This is a genomic window from Sphingomonas sp. BK481 (assembly GCF_014194875.1).
Classification (GTDB): Bacteria; Pseudomonadota; Alphaproteobacteria; order Sphingomonadales; family Sphingomonadaceae; genus Sphingomonas; species Sphingomonas aerolata.
Genome location: NZ_JACIAP010000007.1, coordinates 103,065 through 123,526 on the forward strand (window position 1 = coordinate 103,065; position 20,462 = coordinate 123,526).

Genomic DNA, 20,462 nt, shown 5'->3' on the forward strand with positions numbered 1-20,462 from the left:
CGATCTGCGACCACTTTGGGTGCGTCTGTCGCGCCGCGCGGGTCTGGACCGGGCGCACAAAGACCGGCATCCTCGCGCGATGGACGACAATAGCGGTCAGCGCGCCCCGATGATCGACCGTGCCCGCAGCGTCGCGGCAGGGTTTGCCGATGTCGGGCTCACCCAGGCCGAAGAGCTGCTCCGGCGGCTGTCTCCCGAGGGCCGCGAGCAGGCGCGGCGCGAGCGCGATGCGCGGGCGCGTCGGCAGAAGCGGCTGATGGTCCGGCTGGTCCTCGCGGCGATCGTGTCGCTGCTCGGCGGCGCGGCGCTCGCCGCGGTCCTGCCGGCGATGCTGGCGCTTGCCGTCGCCGCAGCGCTGATGCTGCTGCTGGTGATCGTGATCGTCGCGCAGGCCGATCCGCGCGCGCCGGGACGCGAGGCGCTGGTGGAGGCCGGGCTGGCCGGGCTCGCCGAGCAGGCGGGGATCTGGCTCGCCGCGCAACGCCGCGGGATGCCGCTGCCCGCGCTGCGGCTCGCCGATGCTTTGGGCAGCCGGTTCGAGGCGCTGGCGCCGCGCCTCGCCCGGCTCGATCCGCGCAGCCCGGCCGCGGCGTCGATCCGCAAGCTGGTCGCGGTCGAGCTGCCCGCGCTGGTCGACAGCTGGCGGATGGTCGGCATTTCGGCGCGGCGCGAAATGCAGGCGGATGGCCGGACGCCCGACGATCACCTGATCAACGGTCTGCGCCTGATCGATGCCGAGCTCGCGCGCGCCGGCGAATGCCTCGGGCGGAGCAGCCTCGACGAGATTGCGATCCAGGGGCGGTATCTCGAACTCAAATATGACGCGGACGGTCCGGGCTTGTAGGACGGGACACCTGGCCGCGGCCGGTCGTTAGAGGCGGATGATCCGTTTCAAAATTCCCGCCGCGATCGCCGCCATCGCTGCCTTCGCCGTCTCCGCCACGCCGGGCCTTGCCCAGACCGTGCCGCTCGGCGCCAATCTCGAGCGTTTTGCCTATCCCGCGTCGCTGCGCTGGTATGACGGATCGTCGCAGGGGCAGGCGGTGCGGATGGCGTATCTCGACCTCGCACCGACCGCGCGCGCAAACGGCACGACGGTCGTGCTGCTGCACGGCAAGAATTTCTGTGCCGCGACCTGGGACGAGACCGCGCGCGGGCTGGCGGGTGCGGGCTACCGCGTGATCGCGCCCGATCAGGTCGGCTTCTGCAAATCGTCCAAGCCCAAGGGCTATCAGTACAGCTTCAACGCGATGGCCGAACTGACCCGCGGGCTGCTCGACCGGGCCGGGGCGGGCAAGGTCATCCTGGTCGGCCATTCGACCGGCGGGATCCTCGCGACGCGGTTCGCGCTGCTCCACCCTGAGCGCGTGTCGCGGCTCGTGCTCGTCAATCCGCTCGGGCTGAACGACACGCTGGCGCAGGGCGTGCCCTATACCGATCTCGGCGCGTTGCGGACCGAGGAGGCGAAGACCGATGCCGCGTCGATCAAGGCGTATCAGCTGCGCAACTATTATCACGGGGAATGGCGCCCGGCCTATGATCGCTGGGTGGCGATGCTGGCGGGGCAATATGCCGGTCCCGACGGCGATGTGGTGCGCGATGCGCAGGCGCGGCTGTCCGACATGATCCAGACCCAGCCGGTCGCCGCCGAACTGCCGCGGCTGGCGATGCCCGTGCGGCTGATCATCGGCGACCGTGATCTGACCGCGTTCCGGGCGAACCGCGCCGCACCCGACCGGCGGGCGCAGGTGCAGACCGTGCCGCAGGCGGCGGTGACCGCGGCACGACGTATCCCCGACGCGCGGCTGATCCGCCTCGAGGGGCTGGGTCATGCGCCGCAGGTCGAGGCGCCGGCGCGGTTCCTGCAGACGCTGGAGGCGGCGATCGCGTCGTAAGGGGCGCGGTTATTACGCCGGCTTGATCCATCCGTGCATCGCCATCCAGCGCGCGAATTCGTCGAACCAGCCGGTGCTCGTGGTGGTCTTTGGATACATACCGAAGCCGTGCCCGCCCTGTTCGAACAGGTGGAACTCGACCGGGCGTTTGGCGGTGCGCCAGCTGTCGATCAGCCCGTAGCCGGCATTGCCGAACAACGGATCGTCCGCCGCCAGCGCGACGAACATCGGCGGTGCGTCGGCGGGCACCGTCATCGCGGCGAGCGGGCCGTAGATGTTGCCGATGAATGCGGGCTTCGCGTCCTGCCCGGCGATGGTCGTCGCCATCGTCAGCATCGCGCCCGCCGAAAAGCCGACCATGCCGATGCGGGCCGGATCGACGTGCCATTCGCCCGCCCGCTTGCGGACGAGCGCGAACGCCGCGCGCGCATCGGCGATCTGCGGCGCGAGGCCTGCCATCATCGCCGCGGGATCCCGGCGTGGCGGCATTGCGCCCGGGGGGGCACCCGCGGGGGCGGGACGCGCGAAGGTTTCGAGATCCGCCGGCGTCTGATTCAGCCGGTATTTGAGCACGAACGCGGCGACGCCCCGCGCGGCGAGCGCGCGCGCCACGTCCCACCCCTCATTCTCCATCGACAGCGTGCGGAATCCACCGCCCGGCGCGACGATCACCGCGGTGCCGTTGGCCTTGGCGGGATCGGGCAGGACGGGGGTCAGCGTCGCGACCGTGACGTTGCGCGCGAACACGCTGCCATATTGGCTGTGCCAGGCTTCGGGGGCGGTTGCCCCGGGGAGTTTCCCGGTGCCCAGGTCGATCGCGCCGGGCTGCGCGGGGATGGCGATCGACGCCATCGTGTCGGAGGACTGCGCCAGCGCGGGCGGGGCGACTGCGATCGTCAGGCCGACCAGCCACGCAAGACGACGTCTTGCCCCTCGAACGACTTCGTTGCCGCGACATCCGATGCGCATATCCGCTCTCCCGTTCTTGTCTGTTTTCGGGATGATATCGATAGCGCTATCACTGCACAATGGTGGTCGGGCGCTTTTTCCTTGCGATGGCGGTTGTGGGGAAGGTCAGAAGCTGGCGCGGTTAGTCACCGCTGCAATGCGCACAGACTTTGCTGCGGTGCGGCAATATCGAAGGACGTACAGGCTCAGAATTTTGGCGAACATCCTTGCGAGCGATGGCGGGCGTTGCTGGTTCATCTGCCGCGTCCGGCCGTCGGGTGAGTCTCGCTGGTCCGGCTGTACTTGCGTAGAGCGTCGGCCGCGATCGTCGCTTCTGTAGAGACAGTGCGGACCGTGCGGCTCGCGGCGTGGCGAACCGTGTCCCCGTGCGGCGCGGGGCGCTGTGTCGGTTTGGGACAAGCCATTGCCCTTTTTGTAACGATCTGACCATGGGTCGGACGACGCGACGACAGCAGTGGGGCCGCAGGATGCCGGATTTCGCAAGAGACTGTTTGAAAGCCAGAAATGACGGCCGTATCGCCGCCAGCGATCCGGTCGGCCATCTCGCGCTTTGCCCCTATGACGAGATTCGCGATCCAGTGCTGCGCGCGATGTGGCAGGATGGGTTTGTTGTCACGCGTCTATATGGGTCAGAATCTTAACTCAGATTACCCGGCCGTGACGGCGACCGTGACGGCGGGAATCCGCGATGGCGATGCCGGAATAGTATCCGCAGCCGTGCGACGGCGCCCGGAGGTGCGCAACCTCTCTGGCCGGTTAAGCAGCGTTTTAAGCAGGTTGCGGCCGGAGGCAGGCCATTTATCGTCACGGGACATCGTGAAGAGGAATGAACGGCAGACCCATGCCAGACCAAGACCCGACCCCCGACTATGAGCGGCTGACGATCGACGCGCTGGCCGCGGCCGCGGCTGCGGAGACCGACGAACAGCGCCACATGCTCCTCGATCAGGCGGCGATCTACGCCGCGCTCGGCGAGAAGACCCGCGGCTATGCGCTGACTGGGCGCTAGACGCTGTCGGGGCCGCATCAGCCCCAGTCTTCGAGCTTGCCCAAGGCCGTGCGCGGCACCGCCGTGCCGAAGCGATAGGCTTTCGGACGTTGGGGATCGGTGAGCCGGTTCGCCGCGAATTGCTCGATCCGCGCGGACAGCCGGGCGGGGTCCTGACCGGGGTGCGGCACGACGAACGCCTTCAACCGGCCATTGCCGTGCAGCCGCACCGCGACGTCCGCGACACCCTCCACCGTCCGCAGCACGCCGGCGACACGCCCGGGCCAGACATTGAATCCGGCGACCTGGACCGCGCCGTCGCGCCGACCGATCGGTCGAATGATGCGCTCGCCGAGACGGGAGACATGGTCGGGCAGGTCGTGGTGCCCGCCGTCGCGGTCGACGAGCCGCCAGTCATCCGGGTCGGCGGCCGTGAGCTGCCAGCGGGGCAGCAGGTCGTAGTCGAGCGCGGGCAGCGCGCGGATCGCGATACCGCCGGTTTCGGAGGCGCCGTAGATATCGGCCAACCCGGCAAGCCCCGCCGCGAGCAGCACGGCAGCGGTGGCGTCGTCGAGCGGCCCGGCCGAACTGATGCCGATGACATCCCCCGGCCAGTGGCGCATCATCCGCGACAGCGCGCGCCACTGGTCGGGCACCGCGACGACGAGGTCGCCCGCTTCCAGCGACAGCGGTGTACCGACCGTCCGCACGACGACGGGAACGCCCAGCGCGTCGGGCAGCAGCGCGGTCCAGACCAGCCCGTAGAGATGATCGGCGGGGACCAGTGCGACGACCCGCCGCCGGTCGGCGAACCGTGTCGCGAAGAAGGCCGCCTCTTCGAGCAGGTCGGCGACGGCGTGGATACAGAGGCGCGGGCTGCCGGTCGAGCCGGACGTCCGCACCGCGATCCGGCCGGGGCCCGTAGCGTGCGCGCGCAGGATCCAGTCGGTCCAGGCGCCGACCGTCTGCGGCGGACCATCCCCGAGCGTGTCGTCGTCGAGGTCGAACGCCTCCGCCAGCGCGCCCAGCGCACCAAGCTGCTCCATCGAATCGAGCCCGAGGCCCTCGTCGCCGATCGGCATGGCTTCGGGCCAGTCGCCCCGTGTTACGGCCGGCGGCGCGGGATCGCGGAGCCGCGCCATCTCGGTCGCGACGACCGCGCAGGCGATGCGGTGTACCGCGGCGCGCGACAGTCCGGGCCGGGTCACGCGGTCGCGGTCTCGCGCGAGCGGACCCGGTTCCGCCCGGCATGCTTGGCGGCGTAGAGGCGATCATCCGCGAGCGCGAGCAGCGCATCGATCGAACCGTCGGTTTCGTTCAGCGTGGCGCAGCCCAGGCTGGCGGTGACGTGCAAGCCACCGCGCGGCGTGTCGACCGCGATTCCGGCGATCGCCGCGCGCATCGCCTCGGCGAGCGCCGCCGCCTGATCCTCGTCATAGCGCGGCAGCAGGACGCCGAACTCCTCGCCCCCGAGCCGCGCGAATATTCCGCAGGGCGGGACCAGCGCGGTGCAGACATCGGTAACGCGCCGGAGCAGCGTGTCGCCGACCGGGTGGCCATGCGTGTCGTTGACCGCCTTGAAATGATCCAGGTCGAGAACGATCAGCGACAGCGATTGCCGCAGCTCGCGCCAGTGCCGCTGTTCGCGTTTCAGCACCTCGCCGAAATGCCGTCGGTTGGCGGCGCCGGTCAGGTGATCATGATTCAACAGGCGGCGCATGTCCGCCGCCGCCTCGCCACGCCGCGGCACGTCGCGCAGGATGACTGAGAAGCCGGAGGCGCGCGGCTCGCCCCGCTCGGACCGCGCGACGACGAGCCGCTGGCACCAGTAGCGCTCGCCATCCGCGCGCTGCTGCCATCCCTCCTGGAGATGCCAGCCCTCGCGCGCCGCGATCAGCAGCTGCTCGTCGAGGCGAAGATCGCCGCCGCTCGCCTCGCTTCCGCCGATCTCGGCGAGGTGGCGTCCGATGACATCGGCGGCGGCGTGTCCGGTCTGGCGGGCGAAGCAGGCGTCGGCGGACTGGATCTCGCCGCTGGGGGTGATCGTCAGCGCGGCATAATGGCTGACGCTGTCGAGCAGCGTGGCAAACCAGGTATCCGCCTGACGCAGCCGCGCCTCCTGGGCGACCTGTTCGCTGATATCGGACAGCGTCGCCATCAGCCGATCGGGGCCGAGCTTGACCAGGGTGCACGCCAGCACCTTGGGCGCGGTACCGCGGCGACGCGTGGCGAGATCGACGAAGATCCGGTGGCCGTCGCAGATCCGGCCCGTCGCCGGCGCATAGGCCGCGACGATGCTGCGCAATTCGGGCGCATGATGTTCGAGCGCGGCAAACAGGTTACCGGGATCGCGGGCCCCGGCGAGCGGCAGGAGATGCTGCATCGCGTGCGGGTTCATCATCGCGATCGTGCCGCTGCTGTCGCACTCGATCAGGCCGACGGGGCAGGCGTACAGAAACTCGAGAAGCTCTTCCTCGCTCGACCTATCGCTCATCGAAGCGGCTTAGCGTTCGATGAGGATATAGCGGCGCGCAATGCCGGGTGTCGCGAGCAGACGCAGCCGGACCCTGGTCGGGCGCATCCGCAGCGTGAGGACATAGGGGACGATGTCGTCGATCTCGGGCTCGTCCTCGAACCGCTGCGCGACCATGAAATTGTTCATGCACTGCGCCACCGCATCGAAGAACGGCACGCCCATCACGGTCGCGGGATCAAGGCCCGACATCCGCGCCTCGGTCGCGTTGTAGACCTGGACGAGCGTGTCGGCTTCGAACCCGACCACCCCGAACGGCAGGGTGTCGCGGTCCTCGACGCGCATCGTGTCGAGCTCGGGCAGCGCGACATTATCAAAACTGTATTGTTCCAGTACCATAGCCACGGTCTCCCTGCGACAGCGCTATGGGGCGGCGGGGTTAAGCATAGCCTAAGATCACCTGTTTCTTACAACGGCACGCACGTGACTCGCGCCTCGACCGCGAACCGGACGAGCTGCGCCAGGCTGGTCGCGCCCGTCTTGCGCATGAGATGCTCGCGGTAGGTTTCCACCGTGCGCGGACTGATATCCAGCCGCGTCGCAATCTGTTTCGCGGTCAGCCCCTCGACGATCTGGCGCAGGACCTGGCGTTCGCGGTGCGAGAGCGAGGCGAGGCGCTGCTCGAGCAGGGTCGATTGCAGGATCCGGTCGCGGACCGCCGCCACTGCGCCGAGCAGCCGCTGCGCCTCGAACGGCTTTTCGAGCAGGTCGGCGGCGCCCGATTTCATCGCCGCTACCGCCATCGGGATATCCGCATGACCGGTGACGAGGATCACCGGGTCCGACCGGTCGAGCGAAGGGAGGGTCTGCAACAGCTCAAGCCCGCTGAGGCCGCCCAGCGCGACGTCGCTGAGAATGATCCCGGGCGGAAGCCGCGGCAGGTCGAGCATGAACGCCTCGACGCTGGGGAAGGAGCGGGTCTCGAACTCCTCCAGCGCGAGGAGCATTTCGAGCGAGCGGCACATCTGGGGCTCGTCATCGATGATGTAGATCGGTCGGTCACGCGGCATGGGCGACCATTTCTCCACTGGACCCGGCACCAGGACGCTGCGGCAGCGAGATGCGGAAGGTCGCGCCGCCGCCGCTGTTCGTAGAGGCGGTGATCGTCCCCTCATGCGCGTCGACGATCGCGCGGCAGATGGCGAGCCCGACACCGAGGCCATGGGGCTTGCTGGTCCGGAATGGGGCGAAGATCGCCTGTTCCTGGCCGGGTGCGATGCCGGGGCCGGTGTCCGAGACGGTGATCGTGCACTGCCCGTCAGGCCCCGAGACGGCGCGCAGGTCGATCACGCGGGTCGCCGTGTCGGACACCGCATCGGCCGCATTGGCGATCAGGTTGAGCAGGACCTGCTGGATCTGGATCGCATCGATCCACATTTCGCCGAGATCGGGTGCGATACTGACCTTCAGCTCCGCTCCGGCCTGACGGACCGCGAGCATGCCGAGCGTCGCCCCCTCCGCGATGATGTCGCGCGCATCGACCCATTGCGCCTGTAACGGGCCGCGCTCGACGAACCGACGCAGCCTTTTGAGCACGGCGGCCGCCCGGAAGATCTCCTGGACCGCGCCGTCGAGCGCTGCGCCGACCTCGCCTACGTCGCGGCCGCGCGCCAGCGCCGCCTGCGCAACGGTGGCGAAGTTCGCGGCGGTCGCCAGCGGCTGGTTCAGTTCATGCGCGATCGCCGAGCCGAGCTGGCCGAGCGCGGTGGCGCGTGCGAGCTGGTGGAGCTCCGCCTGCAACAGCGCGAGCCGTTCGGCGGCGGCGACCTGTTCGGTCTCGTCACGGAGATGGAGCGTGCGCAGCCCGGTCGCGGCGAACGGCAGCGGGCCGCTCGACAGCGACAGCGCGAGACGCGTGCCATCGGCGCGGCACAGCTCGTGCGCGGTCGCGGTGTCGCCGGACAGGTCGGGCAGGCCGGGAAGCAGGTCCGCGAGCCGCAGGCGTCCGGTATCGGGGTCGGTGATCCCGAGGATGCCGCGCGCGCTCCGGTTGATCGCGAGCACGTCGCCCGCCGCGTCGACGATGAGCATCGCCGCGGGCGTGGTGTTGAAGATCGAGTGGAGACAGAGTTCGCGCTGGTGCGACCGGCCCTGCGCGAGGCCGGCGCGCTGGCGCAGAAGGGTCATGCGACCGCCGAACAGCGCGAGGATGATCGCAAAACCGGTCACGACCAGCGTGTTCAGCGGCGTCACGAGCGGATGGTGCGCGCTGAACACCAGTGCGGTGGGAATCGTCGTCGCGGCGCCCACGCATGCGGTCAGCGCACCCCCCAGGACGGCGCCGATCGCGATCGCCGCCAGCGCGAAGGTGAAGGGCAGGTCGATCCCGAACAGGTGCCGACCGACCGCCGTGGCGACCAGCGCGGCGCTGCCGAAACCCACGCCCTGCAGCAGGTTCCAGCGCCAGTCGGACGCGGTCTCCTGCTGGTCGACGATGGCCCATAGCCGCTGCACGATCGCTCCAAATTCGAATCCGCCGGAAAGAACCAAAATGCTACGCTTTCCGCATAGGGGTTTCCAGATACGGGCCGGGGTCTTCGTGCAGTGCAACCGTCTCAAATTGAAGCAAAGCCGGTGTGGTGGGCATGGTGTGCCAAGCCTGAACAGACTGTCTGGGGTCCGTATCCGTACGGACTTGCCTAAGACCCGGCGTGGTCGCAGCCTCGGCCAATGGTCTAGGCAGCTTTGGTAAGATTATCGCGTAATATTACAAAAAAATCCAATGGAGGGGCGTCATGAATGAGCAGATCATTCGCAATGATGAATTGGATAGATCCAACGCTATTGTCGCAAGCAATGCCGAAATATTCCGCTACGCCATATCGAGCATTCTCAGCCAGCAGCATCTAGCCGATACGGTTCTGACGACATCGAACTGGAGCAGCGTCCAGGCGCATCTCCTGAGGGCGCACTGCACCAAGCTCGCCGTCATCAATACCGATGTTCTGAACGGCCAGGGTCACGGGATGATGCGCCGGCTGCGTCTGTCCTACCCGCACCTTCGGATCATCGTCGTCGGGCAGACGCGCGAGCGGATGAAGATCCTGTCGCTGATCAGCGCGGGTGCACACGCCTATATCCTCGAATCCATGCCGATGGACGAGATCGCCAAGGCGGTGCGGATGGTCGCCGCGGGTCACATCTACCTGCCCGACATGGTCGGCGACCTGTCGGCACCCGAACCGGACTCGGTGCGGGCCGAGGGCGCGCTCACCCGGCGGCAGCAACAGGTGCTGCAACTGCTCGTCGGGGGGGCGTCGAACAAGGAGATCGCGCATGCGCTCAACCTCGCCGAGGGGACGATCAAGGTGCATCTGTCGGGGCTGTTCAAGGCGCTCGGGGTGCACAACCGGACCGGTGCGGTCGCGTCGGTGCATGCGCAGGCCTATTGACCCGGCCTGCAACCATGTCGCGCGGCGACCCGCCCGGGCCCCGCATCGTCCATGGTCTTAGACCGAGCGGCCTACTTGATCCTGCAGCAGCGTCTGGCACCTAAATACCGGGAAATCGGGCAGATATTGCGCTGCGCGAACGTCATGGGGATAGTCGATGGAGCGCCGGGACTTTCTGAAGATTGGGGCCGGCGCAACGACGGTGGCGCTCGCGGCGACGGCGCAGCAGATGATCACGCCGACCGACACGCCGCTCAGCAGCCCGACGCCGACGCCGATGTCGCTGTCGGGGGCGTCCGATCTTGCGCAGTCGCTCCGGCTGGTCATCGAGCCGGTCGAGAAGGAGATGATCGACGGCAAGATCGTCTACATGGTGTTTTATTTCCACGAAAGCGGCCAGCCGCAGCCGGTGTTGCGGTACCGCGAGGGCGAGCCCGTCTCGATCAGCGTCACGAACAACGACCTCGTCCCGCACGGCTTTGCGATCACCGGCATCCCGCAGGCGACGGTCTCTGAAATCCCCCCCGGCCAGACGCGGCAGGTGCCAGACTTCGTCGCGCCAGTCGGCGGCTCCTATCTCTATCACGATCCGTATGAGCCGCCGCTCAACCGCATCCTCGGGCTGCACGGCGCCTTCATCGTCGACCCTGCGCTGGGCACGACGGTCGCGGGCTCGGCCACGCCGTTCAGCCGCGCGATGCACACGCCGCAGATCGCCGCGGTGTTCGATGCGTTCGGGCGGCACCCGCGCTTTCCCGGCGAGCGGTGGAAGGCGGGGGATCCGGCCCGCGACAAGCTGTGGCTGTTCTCGCAGACCGATTCGGCGATCAACGCGCGGGTTGCGGCGGGCTACCGGATATCGGGCCAGGCGCTGATCGATGCGTTCCTGCCCGATTATTTCCACATCAACGGCCTGAGCGGGTTCGACACCGCGGTCCACGACACCACGGCGAGCGTCGACAGGGCCGCCGCGCAGGCGATCGAGCCGGTCGGGAAGCAGGGGCAACCGACCTTGCTCCGGGTGATGAATGCCGGGCTGTGCACGCATTCGGCGCACATCCACGGCAACCACCTGTTCGAATGTACCGAGGCGGACGCGAGCGGCGTCCCCTATTGCGAGACCAACGTCTATGAACGCGACGTGTGGGTCATGCGGCCGATGGACCGCAAGGACATGATCCTGCCGTTCGAGCGGCCGCCCGACGTGCCGGTCTGGCCGCCGAGGGAGGAGCCGTTCCCGCTGAAATACGTCATGCACTGCCACACCGAGATGTCGCAGACCGCGGGCGGGGGCAATTATCCGCAGGGACTGGTCACGCACTGGACGATGACCAGCCCGATCTACGCCTTCTGATCCGGTCGAGACGATGGGGAATGACCATGGGCGATGAGAGTATCAGTCCGTCGGGGATCGACTGGACCAAGACCGCGGCACAGGGCGTCACCAATTTCCAGACGTTCGGGTGCAACGTCTTCAAGGCGAGCCTGCCGACGCCCGACCGGCTGACGCCCGACATCAGCTTCGTCCGGCAGGTGACGACCAGCGGCACCCTGGTCGCGCCCGACGAGGTGCGGCTGCGCTACTGGGCGTTCGAGGATCCGGCGAGCGGCATCAAATCGCCCTATCCCTCGCCGCTGATGCGCGTGCGGCAGGGGCAGATCGTGCATGTCACTTTGCTCACCGCCAAGCATGCGCACACGATCCACCATCACGGCATCGAGCCGACGACGATGCATGACGGCGTCGGCCATGTGTCGTTCGAGGTGGCGAACCAGTTCACCTATCAGTGGAAAGCGTCGAGCCCCGGCACCTTCTTCTATCACTGCCACCGCAACACCCCGCTGCATTTCGAGATGGGGATGTTCGGCGGGCTGATCGTCGATCCGCCGGAAGGGCCCGGCTATCTCTATTCGTCGCCGATGGCGAATGCGCCGTACCAGCGCTATCAGGTCGAGCGGCTCTGGGTGTGCGACGACATGGATGCGCGCTGGCACAATGTGCTGAGCAACAACCATGATGCGGGCATGTGCGGCGAGAATGTCGGGTTGAACCGGTTCGAGCCCAGATATTTCCTGATCAACGGCGTGTTCCCGACCAAGACGATGACCGATCAGCGGGTCGCGGCCAAGGCGCGGGTCGGCGAGACCATCCTCATCCGGCTGCTCAACGCGAGCTACTCGATCCTTCGGGTGACGTTCCAGGTGCCGGTGACCTGCGTGTCGTGCGACGGGCACCGGCTGGGCAAGGAAAACTGGAATGCGCCGATCGTCGTTCCCGCGGGCACGCCGATCGAGCTGACCAGCGCCGCTCGGCTCGATTTCCTGATCACCGCGACTCAGCGCGGGCCGATCGGCGCAACGATCGAATATCTCCACTGGATCACCCGCCGCGTCCAGGACAATGGCCGCGGCGTGGCCAAGACGCAGATTGTCGTATCATGACCACATTCCCGACCCGATCCGCTCCCCCGTCCGCACGTCCCGGCCATGCGACGCATGCGGCAATGCCCACGCAGCTGGGCGGGGCGTTCGACTTTTCCGATGTCGCAGGCCGCCCGATCGGGCCTTCGGACTTTCGCGATCGCTGGACGCTGCTGTTCTTCGGGTACAGCCGCTGCCGCGCGAGCTGCCCGATGGCCATTCCGCGGATGGTGCAGACGGCCGAACGGCTGCGCCAGTCGGGGATCGCGGCGCGTGCGCTGTTCGTCGACATCGACGTACCGCCGCTCGGCGTCGTGCGATTCCGCCGGCCGGGCGCGGCGGCGGCGATGGCGCTGCAGGCGCCGCCGCATCATGGTCATGGCGAGCTCGACCGCATTGCCGCGATGCGCGCGCTGGCCAAGAAGTTCGACGGGCGGCTGGTGGTCGCGACCGGCACGCGCGCGCAGCTGAACGCCGCGACGCAGGCGTTCAACGTCGCGCGCGAGCACATCCCACCAAGGCCCGGCGAGATGGGGCACAGCATCAACCATTCCTCGCTCATCTATGTCCTCGCGCCCGACACGCGTGTCGCGGGCTATGCGATGCACGACCAGCCGTCGGTCGCGCTCGAGGACATGATCCGTCATCTGGCACGCCGCCGGGGCTGACCCGGCGGCTCTAGTGTCCAGTATCGTCTCGACCGGCTGACTCGCTCGCCGGATCGGGACCCCGCCGCCGGAACGAGCCCCCCCTCACTGGCGGCGGGGTAGCGCCGCGCATGGCCCCGCTCGACCTCGCACAGACCGGGATCCGAAGCGTGTTCGGGTCCATCGCCAGGCGAAGCGGCCCCGAACCCGGCCGTTCGGCCTAGGACAGGGCCTAGGCTGCCAGGGGCCGGCGTAGGTCCTTCATGGGCCTTATCCCGCCGAACGAAGAATGGAAGGTTGGCGTCACGACGTGTGCCGGTCTTCGATCACGACCCGATCACGATCGCTCGAGACGTTTCGCGTTTCGTCATTCAGAGGGGAAATTGCATCATGTCTGGTGACTTTACCGTCGATCTGGGAGATCTGAACTTCATCCTGGCGCAGATCAGGATCAGCGAGCGCAATGCCGCCGGCGAGTCACTCGCGGATATCCTGGGTCCCCAGGCGCAATTGATCCCCTATGGCCTGCGGACCGTCGATGGCAGCTACAACAATCTGCTGCCGGGCAATGCCGTGCTGGGCGCGGCGGACCAGCTGCTGCCGCGGCTGACGACGCCGGTGTTCCGCAATCTGAACGACGGCGCGACGTTCGGCACCGGGCCCGGCGGGCCGGTCCTGACCAACACCGATTACGGCACGCCGGGCAGCGTGGTCGATGCCGATCCGCGGCTGATCAGCAACCTGATCGCCGACATGACCAACACCAATCCTGCGGCGATCGCCGCCTGGTACGTCAACGCGCATGCGCAGGCGGCCTATGCCGATGCGCATGGCGGCGACGCGCCACCCGATGGCTATATCCCGACCAACGAGGAACTGGCGTCGATCCCGAACCTGTCGCCGGACATCGGCCTGTCGCCGTCGTTCAACGCGTGGATGACGTTCTTCGGCCAGTTCTTCGATCATGGGCTCGACCTGATCACCAAGGGCGGCAACGGCACGGTGCTGATCCCGCTGCAGCCCGACGATCCGCTCTATGTCCCCGGCGGCCCCAATTTCATGCCGCTGACCCGGTCGACGCAATATGACGCCAACGGCAACCCGGTCGTCGGCGGGACCGAGACGGTCAACACGACGACGCCGTTCATCGACCAGAACCAGACCTATACGTCGCATGCGTCGCATCAGGTGTTCCTGCGCGAATACAAGTTCTCGGTCGATTCGGATGGCGACGGGGTGAAGGATTCGCATGCGATCTCGACCGGGCGGCTGCTCGACGGCGCGATCGGCGGGATGGCGAACTGGGCCGAGACCAAGGCGCAGGCGCTGACGATGCTCGGCATCCGGCTCGACGATTACGACGTGCACAATGTGCCGCTGCTGCTGACCGACGCGTACGGCCGGTTCATCCCCGGCGCGAACGGCTATGCGCAGATCATGCTGAAGGACGGCACGCTGCTCGAGGGGACGGCCGAGGGCGTCGCGGTGCCCGCGAACGCGTACTTCACCGGCCACGCGTTCCTCAACGACATCGCGCATCATGCCGAACCGGTGCTGGTCGACCTCGACCATAATCCGGCGACGCCCGCGGTGCGACAGACCGCCGATACCGACCTGCTCGACTTTAATGGCGACGGCGTGTCCGACGAGGCCGACCTGGTCGCGGGCGAGGGGCGGATCGTCGATGTGGATGGCGACGACGTGATCACGCTCGACGACCTGCGTGACGTCAATCTGGACGGCGTGATCAACGCGCGCGACCTGATCGCCGACGACAACAACCCGCTGACCTATGACGACGAGATGCTCGACGCGCATTTCGTCACGGGCGATGGCCGCGGCAACGAGAATATCGGGCTGACCGCGGTCCACACGGTCTTCCATTCCGAGCACAACCGCGTGGTCGAGGCGGACAAGCTGACGATCATCGCATCGGGTGACCTTGCCATCGTCAACGAATGGCTGCGGCCCGCCGCGGACGGCACGCGCAGCGCGATCACGCAGGCGGAGCTCGATGCGATCGAGGCGCTGACCGGGACGGCGAAGACGCAGGCGATCGCCGCGCTCGACTGGGATGGCGAGAGGCTGTTCCAGGCGGGGCGGTTCAGCACCGAGATGCAGTATCAGCATCTGGTGTTCGAGGAATTCGCGCGCCGGATCCAGCCCAATATCGATCCGTTCATCTTCAGCAACACCGCCGACATCGACCCTGCGATCACCGCGGAGTTCGCGCACGCCGTGTACCGGTTCGGCCATTCGATGCTGACCGACACGATCGAGATCACCGATCCGACGCTGTCGACGCAATCGCTGAGCCTGGTCGAGGCGTTCCTGAACCCGCAGGCCTTTGGCGAAGCGGGTCTGGATCCCGTCACCGGCGAGGAGGATGCCGAAATCGCCGCCGGCGCGATCATCCGCGGGATGACGCGCGTCGAGGGGAGCGAGATCGACGAGTTCGTGCCCGATTCGCTGCGCAATTTCCTGGTCGGGCTGCCGCTCGACCTCGCCGCGCTCAACATCGCGCGCGGCCGCGATGCCGGCGTCGCGGCGTTCAACGTGGTGCGTGCGCAGCTCTATGCCTCGACCAACGATTCGCAGCTCAAACCCTATACGAGCTGGTTCGACTTCGCGCAGAACATCAAGAACCCGCTGTCGATCGTCAATTTTGTCGCCGCCTATGGCACGCATCCGCTGATCACCGGCGAGACGACGCTGGAGGGCAAGCGCGCCGCCGCGACCCTGCTGGTGATGGGCGGCGCGGATATCGTCGTCCATGCGAATGCCGCGATGGGCGTCGAGGAACATGTGCTGCAGGCGCCGGCCGATCGGCTCAACTTCCTGCAGAGCAAGGGCAACTGGGCGCCGAGCATCGTCGACGGGGTCAATAGCCACGAAACCGGGCTGAACCTGGTCGATCTGTGGATCGGCGGTCTGGCCGAGGAGAAAATGGAATTCGGCGGGATGCTGGGTTCGACGTTCAACTATGTGTTCGAGCACCAGCTCGAAAGCCTGCAGAACGGCGACCGCTTCTATTATCTCAGCCGCACCCAGGGCATGAACATGCTCAACGAGCTGGAGAAGAGCAGCTTCGCCGATCTCGTCATGCGCAATTCCGACCTTGGCGACGTGCATTCGACGCATGTCGACGGCCAGATCTTCAACACCGCGGACTATATCCTCGAACTCGATCCGCTGACGCCGCAGGTCACCAATATCGGCGAGGACGGCACGTATCTGGCGGGCGGCACGTTCGATCCGGTCTGGGAGGACAGTTTCCAGCAGGCGTTCGATCCCAAGGTGGATCGGATCGCCCCGGGCGAGGACGTCGACGGCGACGGCCATGACGATGGCGGGATGCTCAAATATAGCGGGGGCGAGCATGTCGTGCTCGGCGGGACCGAGGGCAATGACCGGCTCTATGGCGACAAGGGCATCGACACGCTGTGGGGCGATGGCGGCGACGATTACCTGAACGCGGGCACGGAATCCGATCAGGTCTATGCCGGTGACGGCGACGACATCATCGAAGATCCGTTCGGCGACGATTTCCTGCGCGGTGGCGAGGGCAATGACGTCGTCAGCGGCGGCTCCGGGCTCGACATCATGTTCGGTGGCGGAGGCCAGGACTTCATGGTCGGCGGCACCGACGCGAAGGAGATGTTCGCCGGCCGCGGCAACGACTTCCTGCTGGGCGGCAGCGGCAGCGACGGTCTGATGGGGAATGAAGGCGACGACTGGATCGAGGGCGGCGACGGCTTCGACAGCGTGACGGGCGAGAATTCGAACCTGTTCTTCAACAGCCCGATCATCGGCCACGACATCCTGAACGGCGGCGGCAACGACACCGATTATGACGGGGAGAGCGGCGACGACATCATGATCCAGGGGGCGGGGATCCAGCGCAACAACGGCATGGCCGGGTTCGACTGGGTCATCCACCAGGGTGATACGACCGCCGCCAATTCGGATCTGGGGCTGAGTGCCGCGGTCAACCAGCAGGCGTTCACGCTGCGCGACCGCAACGACCTGGTCGAGGCGCTGTCGGGCTGGAAATATGCCGACACGCTGACCGGCCGGCAGATCCCGCTTGGCCTTGTCAGCACGGGCGCGAATTTCCCGGACCTGCTCGGCGACGACAATCCCCGGATCCTCGGCAACAACCTGTACGAGGACGGCGTCCGGCTGATCACCGGGCTGCGCGAGCTGTTGAGCTTCAAGACCTGGGATGCGAACGATGTCGATGCGCTGGTGATCGACGGCAGCACGACCGACGACCTGCTGATCGGCGGCGGCGGCGCGGACGTCATCAAGGGGCGCGCGGGCAACGACATCATCGACGGCGACGCCTATATGCACGTCTTCATCAGCGTGCGCGAAAACAAGGACGGGTCGGGCGCCGAGCTGTTCCGCGCGGATTCGCTGACGGAGATCCAGGCGCGGCTGCTGAACGGCACGATCAACCCCGGCCAGCTCGTCGCGTCGCGCGAGATCGTCTACCGCGAGACCGTCAACGGTTATGCCACGGGTGCGGCGACGATCGGGTCGGGGATGGATACCGCGGTCTATATCGGCAACCGCTCCAACTTCACGATCACGCTGCGGCCCGATGGGCGGGTCAGCGTCGTCGACAATATCGGCGACGAGGGCAGCGACATGCTGCGCAATGTCGAGCGGATCCAGTTCGCCGACAGCGTCGCCGAGATCAACCGGCAGCATGTCGGCAGCTTCGGGATCGATAACGTCGAGCCGGAAATCGATCAGGTGCTGAAAGTCACGACGGGCAGCTTCATCGATTATGACGGCACGACGAGCTTTGCGCGGCAGTGGCAGCGTCAGGTCGAAGGGACGTGGGTCGATATCGCGGGGGCGACCGACGACACGTACAAGGTCACGGTCGACGATATCGGCCAGCCGCTGCGCGTCGCGACCAACTATACCGACAATCGCGGGTTCAGCACGCAGGGGACGAACCAGCCGGAGGCGGTGGTCTATTCCGACGCGACGATGGCGGTCGCGATCCCCGATTACGCGATCCTTGGCGACGAGGAGGCCAACGCGCTCACCGGCACGGAGGACGCCGACCTCGTCTTCGCGCGCGGCGGCGATGACACTTTGCTCGGGCTGGACGGAGACGACCGGCTGTTCGGCGAGGCGGGGAATGACAGTCTCGACGGCGGGGCCGGGGCCGACCGGATGGCGGGGGGGCTGGGCGACGACACCTATGTCGTCGATGACGGCGGCGACACGGTCGTCGAGGGCAGCGAAGGCGGCACCGACACGGTGACCAGCAGCATCAGCTACACGCTGGGCGCGAACGTCGAGAATCTGGTGCTCGGCGGCTCTGCGGGGATCAGCGGGACCGGCAATGGCGGCGACAACGTGCTTACCGGCAACGGTGCCGCCAACACGCTGACGGGGCTCGCCGGTGCCGATTTCCTTGATGGGGGAGCGGGCGCCGACACCATGGCGGGCGGGCTGGGGGACGACACCTATGTCGTCGACAGCACCGGCGATGTCGTCAGCGAAAGCGGTGGCGACGGGACCGACACCGTCCTCAGCAGCATCGGCTACACGCTCGCGACGGGGCTGGAAAACGTCACGCTGACTGGAAACGCGGCGCTGAACGCCACCGGCAACGCGGTCGCGAACATCGTCACCGGCAATGACGGGGACAATAGTCTGGCGGGGCTCGCGGGGGACGACCGGCTGACCGGCGGCGGCGGCAACGACCGGCTGGACGGCGGCACCGGTGCGGACGCGATGGCGGGCGGGCTCGGCAACGACACCTATACGGTCGATAATGTCGGTGACGCCGTCGACGAGACCGGCGGGGACGGGGTCGACCAAGTCAACAGCAGCGTGAGCTTCGCGCTGGCGGCCGGGGTGGACAATCTCACGCTGACGGGCAGTGCGGCGATCAACGCGACGGGCAATGCCGATGCGAACGTCCTGACGGGCAATGCCGGGGTGAACCGGCTGACCGGTCTCGACGGCGCGGACACGCTGCGCGGGCTGGCCGGCAACGACCAGCTGTTCGGGGGCGGCGGGGCGGACGACCTCGACGGCGGCATCGGTGCCGACCTCCTGTCCGGCGGCACGGGCGACGACATCTATACCGTCGACAATGTCGTCGACGTCGTCGACGAAACCGACGGTGACGGCGTCGACCTGGTCAAGAGCAGCGTGACCTTCACGCTCGCCGCCGGTGTCGAGAATCTGACGCTGACGGGGAGCGGTTCGCCCAGCGCGACGGGCAACGCCGCCGCCAACATCCTGACGGGCAATGGTGCGGCGAACACGCTGACGGGTCTCGACGGCGACGACACGCTGATCGGGCTGTCGGGCAACGACCGGCTGAACGGCGGTGCGGGCGCGGACATCCTGAACGGCGGCACCGGCTCGGACATCATGACGGGCGGCGACGGCGACGATCTCTATAGCGTCGACACGACCGGCGACATCGTCGACGAGACCGCCAGCGACGGTATCGACACCGTCACTAGCAGCATCACCTACACGCTCGGCGCCGGCGTCGAACGCCTCACCCTGACCGGGACGGGGGGAATCGCGGGGCGGGGCAATGCCGCCGATAACGTCATCACCGGCAATGACGGCGCCAACGCGCTGTCGGGCTTTGCCGGCAACGACCAGCTGTTCGGCGGCGCGGGCACGGATACGCTCGACGGCGGCACGGGCCAGGACATCATGTCCGGCGGCCGCGGCAACGACAGCTATGTCGTCGACGACATCGGCGACGTCGTCGACGAGACCGGCGGCGACGGTCTCGATACGGTCACCAGCAGCGTGTCCTTCACCCTGGGGTCCGGGGTCGAGCGTCTGACGCTGAGCGGGGTGGCGGCGATCGATGCGACGGGCAGCGCGGATGCCAACATCCTGACGGGCAATGCCGGCGTCAACATCCTGTCGGGCATGGAGGGGGCCGACACGTTGCGCGGGATGGCCGGCAATGATCAGCTGTTCGGCGGTGGCGGCGCCGACACGCTCGACGGCGGCACCGGCGCGGACGTGATGGCAGGCGGTCTCGGCGACGATATCTACATCGTCGACACTCTGGGGGACAGCGTCGACGAGACCGACGGGGACGGCGTCGATCTCGTCACCAGCAGCATCACCTTCACGCTGGCCGACGGGCTCGAAAACCTGACGCTGACGGGCACTTCCGGGGTGCACGGCAACGGCAATGCCGGCGCGAACGCACTGACGGGCAATAGCGCGGGCAATATCCTGTCCGGGTTCGACGGCGACGACCTGTTGCAGGGGCTGGGGGGCAACGACCAGCTGCTGGGCGGTGCGGGGCAGGACCGGCTCGTCGGCGGCACGGGCAGCGACCGGCTGACCGGGGGCACGGGCGACGACGTGTTCGTCTTCGCCACCGGGCAGGGCAATGACACGGTGGTCGATTTCGACTTCGATGCGGCCGGGGGACAGGACCTGCTCGATGTTTCGGGTTGCGGCATTACCGCCGCCAATTTCGGGGCGCAGGTGCTGATCTCGCAGGTCGGCGTCAACACGGTGATCACGATCGGCACGCAGACGATCACGCTCACCGGGGTGAACGCGACGACGATCGACCACAGCGATTTCGGGTTCTGATCG

The 20,462-nt window shown here is 67.4% G+C and carries 14 protein-coding genes; 8 read left to right on the plus strand and 6 right to left on the minus strand.

Annotated features, from left to right (window positions below):
• The first annotated feature begins 79 nt into the window (after positions 1-79).
• Together FHY04_RS14425 and FHY04_RS14430 are read left to right on the plus strand one after the other, a co-directional pair.
• Positions 80-844 carry a hypothetical protein gene (locus FHY04_RS14425; RefSeq protein ID WP_221211802.1) on the plus strand — a complete coding sequence of 255 codons (765 nt, stop codon included), beginning with the start codon at positions 80-82 and terminating at the stop codon, positions 842-844.
• A 37-nt stretch (positions 845-881) separates the two neighbouring features.
• Positions 882-1,895, plus strand: a complete 1,014-nt coding sequence (locus FHY04_RS14430; RefSeq protein WP_183936935.1) for an alpha/beta fold hydrolase — start codon at positions 882-884, stop codon at positions 1,893-1,895.
• 12 nt (positions 1,896-1,907) lie between these two features.
• Here FHY04_RS14430 and FHY04_RS14435 read toward each other — a convergent pair whose 3' ends face one another.
• On the minus strand, positions 1,908-2,864 hold the full coding sequence (locus tag FHY04_RS14435) for an alpha/beta hydrolase (RefSeq protein ID WP_183936936.1): 957 nt from the start codon (positions 2,862-2,864) through the stop codon (positions 1,908-1,910).
• 841 nt (positions 2,865-3,705) lie between these two features.
• On the opposite strand from FHY04_RS14435, the gene FHY04_RS14440 reads away from it, so the two are divergent.
• A complete protein-coding gene (locus tag FHY04_RS14440; RefSeq protein ID WP_183936937.1) occupies positions 3,706-3,873 on the plus strand; it encodes a hypothetical protein in 168 nt (55 codons plus the stop codon).
• Between the two features lie 17 nt (positions 3,874-3,890).
• Here FHY04_RS14440 and FHY04_RS22945 read toward each other — a convergent pair whose 3' ends face one another.
• From FHY04_RS22945 to FHY04_RS22950, 5 genes are all read right to left on the minus strand, one after another.
• Positions 3,891-5,060, minus strand: coding sequence for an AMP-binding protein (locus FHY04_RS22945; protein WP_183936938.1), 1,170 nt, complete (start codon positions 5,058-5,060; stop codon positions 3,891-3,893).
• Complete coding sequence (locus tag FHY04_RS14450) at positions 5,057-6,346, minus strand: sensor domain-containing diguanylate cyclase (protein WP_183936939.1); 1,290 nt, start codon at positions 6,344-6,346, stop codon at positions 5,057-5,059. The genes FHY04_RS22945 and FHY04_RS14450 overlap by 4 nt, the downstream gene beginning before the upstream one ends.
• A gap of 9 nt (positions 6,347-6,355) precedes the next feature.
• Positions 6,356-6,724 carry a phosphonate transporter gene (locus tag FHY04_RS14455; protein ID WP_183937015.1) on the minus strand — a complete coding sequence of 123 codons (369 nt, stop codon included), beginning with the start codon at positions 6,722-6,724 and terminating at the stop codon, positions 6,356-6,358.
• A gap of 68 nt (positions 6,725-6,792) precedes the next feature.
• Positions 6,793-7,395, minus strand: coding sequence for a response regulator transcription factor (locus FHY04_RS14460; RefSeq protein WP_183936940.1), 603 nt, complete (start codon positions 7,393-7,395; stop codon positions 6,793-6,795).
• Positions 7,385-8,839, minus strand: coding sequence for an ATP-binding protein (locus FHY04_RS22950; RefSeq protein ID WP_183936941.1), 1,455 nt, complete (start codon positions 8,837-8,839; stop codon positions 7,385-7,387). Before FHY04_RS22950 ends, FHY04_RS14460 begins: the two co-directional genes overlap by 11 nt.
• A 281-nt stretch (positions 8,840-9,120) precedes the next feature.
• On the opposite strand from FHY04_RS22950, the gene FHY04_RS14470 reads away from it, so the two are divergent.
• The 5 genes from FHY04_RS14470 (at position 9,121) to FHY04_RS14490 (ending at position 20,459) form a co-directional block, all read left to right on the plus strand.
• Positions 9,121-9,777 (plus strand): response regulator transcription factor, encoded by a 657-nt coding sequence (locus tag FHY04_RS14470; RefSeq protein ID WP_031441816.1) that lies wholly within the window; start codon positions 9,121-9,123, stop codon positions 9,775-9,777.
• A 157-nt stretch (positions 9,778-9,934) separates the two neighbouring features.
• Positions 9,935-11,131: a multicopper oxidase domain-containing protein gene (locus FHY04_RS14475; protein ID WP_183936942.1), complete on the plus strand. Its 1,197-nt coding sequence runs from the start codon at positions 9,935-9,937 to the stop codon at positions 11,129-11,131.
• A gap of 26 nt (positions 11,132-11,157) precedes the next feature.
• Positions 11,158-12,219 carry a multicopper oxidase domain-containing protein gene (locus FHY04_RS14480; RefSeq protein ID WP_183936943.1) on the plus strand — a complete coding sequence of 354 codons (1,062 nt, stop codon included), beginning with the start codon at positions 11,158-11,160 and terminating at the stop codon, positions 12,217-12,219.
• Positions 12,216-12,866, plus strand: coding sequence for an SCO family protein (locus tag FHY04_RS14485; RefSeq protein ID WP_183936944.1), 651 nt, complete (start codon positions 12,216-12,218; stop codon positions 12,864-12,866). Before FHY04_RS14480 ends, FHY04_RS14485 begins: the two co-directional genes overlap by 4 nt.
• A gap of 369 nt (positions 12,867-13,235) precedes the next feature.
• A complete protein-coding gene (locus FHY04_RS14490; RefSeq protein WP_183936945.1) occupies positions 13,236-20,459 on the plus strand; it encodes a peroxidase family protein in 7,224 nt (2,407 codons plus the stop codon).
• The last annotated feature ends 3 nt before the right edge of the window (positions 20,460-20,462 follow it).

Excerpts from the sequence above, each read along its gene's own strand:
- FHY04_RS14490 (WP_183936945.1), top strand. The coding sequence starts at position 13,236 with ATGTCTGGTGACTTTACCGTCGATCTGGGAGATCTGAACTTCATCCTG.
- FHY04_RS14430 (WP_183936935.1), top strand. The coding sequence starts at position 882 with ATGATCCGTTTCAAAATTCCCGCCGCGATCGCCGCCATCGCTGCCTTC.
- FHY04_RS14475 (WP_183936942.1), top strand. The coding sequence starts at position 9,935 with ATGGAGCGCCGGGACTTTCTGAAGATTGGGGCCGGCGCAACGACGGTG.
- FHY04_RS14455 (WP_183937015.1), bottom strand. The coding sequence starts at position 6,724 with ATGGTACTGGAACAATACAGTTTTGATAATGTCGCGCTGCCCGAGCTC.
- FHY04_RS14435 (WP_183936936.1), bottom strand. The coding sequence starts at position 2,864 with ATGCGCATCGGATGTCGCGGCAACGAAGTCGTTCGAGGGGCAAGACGT.
- FHY04_RS14470 (WP_031441816.1), top strand. The coding sequence starts at position 9,121 with ATGAATGAGCAGATCATTCGCAATGATGAATTGGATAGATCCAACGCT.
- FHY04_RS14485 (WP_183936944.1), top strand. The coding sequence starts at position 12,216 with ATGACCACATTCCCGACCCGATCCGCTCCCCCGTCCGCACGTCCCGGC.
- FHY04_RS14460 (WP_183936940.1), bottom strand. The coding sequence starts at position 7,395 with ATGCCGCGTGACCGACCGATCTACATCATCGATGACGAGCCCCAGATG.
- FHY04_RS14480 (WP_183936943.1), top strand. The coding sequence starts at position 11,158 with ATGGGCGATGAGAGTATCAGTCCGTCGGGGATCGACTGGACCAAGACC.
- FHY04_RS14440 (WP_183936937.1), top strand. The coding sequence starts at position 3,706 with ATGCCAGACCAAGACCCGACCCCCGACTATGAGCGGCTGACGATCGAC.
- FHY04_RS14450 (WP_183936939.1), bottom strand. The coding sequence starts at position 6,346 with ATGAGCGATAGGTCGAGCGAGGAAGAGCTTCTCGAGTTTCTGTACGCC.
- FHY04_RS14425 (WP_221211802.1), top strand. The coding sequence starts at position 80 with ATGGACGACAATAGCGGTCAGCGCGCCCCGATGATCGACCGTGCCCGC.